Genomic DNA, 2,839 nt, shown 5'->3' on the forward strand with positions numbered 1-2,839 from the left:
TGTTGCCGTCCCAGGCGTCTCCCGAAATGCGCCGGCCCTGCTGGCTGCCTTCGCCGCTCAAACGGCGCGCGGCAGGAACGGACTGCTCGTCGTCGCGCGGACGACGCACCTGGTCGCCGTGACGGAATTCAGGCGTACCGGTAATCAGGCCGTCGGCCTTGTTGATCGGGCCGGTAATGCGCGAAGTACCCATGCCGCTGCCGGTGATGACCTCGGTTTGGCGCTCCTCGCGAGCCTGCCGCGCCGGAATGCTGATACTGAAATCCCTAGGAGCTGGCGGACGCTGATCGACATCGCGCGCGCTGAAGCGATCGCTCATCGCACATTGTCCCGACGCGATATTGTCCAGTCCCAGATAGGGCGTGCCCGAAATCGGCTCGCAAGCGCCACGCTCGTCGCCAGTGACTTGCGCCCCGCCCGCGCCCGGCCGGTCGCCGGTAACCACTGTCGCCGGGATCACTGCGCTGTCGCGAACCCGCGCCGCCTGCTGCTCGCGCTGCGGCGCCTGGCAGAACGCGGCGTACTGACCCTGGCCGATGTAGGGGGTGCCGCTGATCGGCGAACAGGTGCCGGCCTCGTTGCCGGTGACGTGGTCCGCCCGACCCGGGGCGATGCCCGTCACCCTCTGGCCGCGCAGCGTGGTGTCAACGATGACCTTGCTGACCGGCGAGACCGTCGGCACGGCCTCGGCTGGGCACACCGCAGCCAATTGGCGGGTGCCGATGTAGTCCATGCCGGTGACGGGTTCGCACCCATAAGACTCGTCACCGGACAATTTTGGGCTTGGAGCGACCTCCGAGCCAGTCACAGTCCGACCGCGCAGCGTCTGCATCTCGGCCACTTTCTGAGGACCGGGCGTTTTGCACAGCCCCGCGAAATCAGCCGTCGTGTAGTACTGGCTGCCGGTGATGCTGCGGCAGGAGCCGACCTCGTTGCCGGTCACCTTGGCCGAGCGATCGACCGCAGTTCCCGAGACAGTTTGCTCGTCGCGCGTGGACATCACGCTGACCTTTCGCGCGCCTCCGGGCGGCGCCGTTCGGCAAAAATCGCGAAACTGCTCGACGGTGTGGTATTCGGTGCCGGTAATCGGACGGCAGCTTCCAGCCTCGTCGCCGGTCTGCCGCTCGCTGCGGCCGACCACTGTGCCGGTCACGGGCTTGCCCGCGGCCGTATGGGAGACCGCCACCTTGGGCGGCGCGTCATCGGTTTCGCCCTGACTGTAACGCGTGCCGGTAACGGCGCGGTCGGCGCCGTGCTCCACACCCGTGACGCGGCGCGGGCGATCGACCAGCGCGCCGGTGACAGTCTGGCCCTTGTCGGTGCGGGTGAGCGCCACCTTCCCCAGCGGGGCGGACGGCCGCGTCGAACAGAACTGCTCGAAGCGTTCGCTCGAGAGATATTCGGTACCGGTCACGGGGCGGCACGCGCCCGGCTCATCGCCGGTGGTCTTGGTGGAACGGCCCAGCGCCGTGCCGGTGATGCGTTGCTCGCGCAGGGTGCTGCTGACCGCAACCTTCGGCGTCGCCGGCTCGGGGCGGATGCCGCAGAGGGTCTGGAACTGCTCGAAGCCGATATATTCGGTGCCGGTGATCGCGCGGCAGGAGCCCGGCTCATTGCCGGTCACCTTGGAGATGCGTTCGACCTGGGTGCCGGTGACGGTCTGCCCGGACAGGGTATGCCCCTCCTCGACCTTGGCAGGCGCCTCGACCACGTTGCGAGCGCGCACACGGCCGGTCGGGCGAGTGCTGGCACCGGACGTCTTGTCGACCCGGCCCGCCAGCGCCTGTACCAGCCGGCGCTGCATCGCGACCTGACGGCCGGTTGCGCCTTTGAGCATGGCGCTCTGCCAATCCTGCTGCGGCATCGCGGCAGCGATGCGCGTTGCCTGGGCGACGCGCTTGAGGCCCTTCTTGCCATCCTGACTCAGCGCGGCACGGCGCATCTTGGCCAGCGCGCGGCCGGTCGCCTCCGGCGCGTTCAACGCTGCACGTTCCACCGCCGGTGCGCCGTGCTGAACAGCTTCGATACGCGCCGCCTCCTTGCGCTCCGCGCCATGGCTGCAGCCGCATTGCCCGCCGCAACTGCACTGTCCGCCGCAGCCGCAACCGCAATCGGAGCCACGCACCTCGGCCGCCGCCCGGCCTGGGCGCAGATGCGCCGCGGGGCGGGTTGCCGTGCCGTGCCCGGCATTTTTCAACGCCGCCTTGCCAATAGTGGACAACGCCTGCCGCCGGGCGCGCGCCGCGGACTTCTGCGCCACCGGCTGAGTGAACGGCGTTGACGCAGGCGCCGCCGAAACGCCGCCGTGATGGGCGTTGGAGATATGCGCCGCATTCAGCCGAAAGCGTTCCGCGGCGGAACGCTCGGTTTGCGCAGCCTTGGTGGTCCCGGTCTTGCCGTGACGCGCCATGGCCTGCCGGCGCTGGAGCGCCAGTTCGCGGCCGGATAGAGTTGCAGTGGCATGACCGGGGGCGACGTTTGTCATACGGACCTCAGCACAAAGAACCCGAGGAAGGGAGCGGCGCCGATGCGCCGCGCCGCGTTCAAATCATGGGCGCCGAACAGAGGAGGCTCCAGCGCCCAGCTCATTAGCGATACACCACGAACGCCATGCCCTGGCTCTGGGCGTAGTTGTCGTACGCGACGAACCGCACCATCTGATCCGGAAATTCGCGGTGACAGGCTTCGATCTCCGCCATCACGGTATCGACGGACTGCTCGCCGAACAGCGGCAGTTTCCACATGTACCAGTAGCTCGCCTTTGCGGGCGTGCCCTTCTCGGTGTGCTCGACCGCCGGATTCCAACCCTGCGCGATGGCGTGAGCGATCTGACGGCGCA

Annotated in this window: 2 protein-coding genes; both read right to left on the minus strand. The window is 68.4% G+C overall.

Going from position 1 to position 2,839, the window contains the following annotated elements; translation table 11 throughout:
• The coding region (locus tag BGN91_RS03135) for a CsoS2 family carboxysome shell protein (RefSeq protein WP_292610495.1) at positions 1–2,485 on the minus strand (2,485 nt) is incomplete at its 3' end.
• 103 nt (positions 2,486–2,588) lie between these two features.
• On the minus strand, positions 2,589–2,839 hold a 251-nt coding region (locus BGN91_RS03140; RefSeq protein ID WP_292610496.1), incomplete at its 5' end, for a ribulose bisphosphate carboxylase small subunit.

This window comes from Nitrobacter sp. 62-13 (assembly GCF_001896955.1).
Lineage (GTDB): Bacteria > Pseudomonadota > Alphaproteobacteria > Rhizobiales > Xanthobacteraceae > Nitrobacter.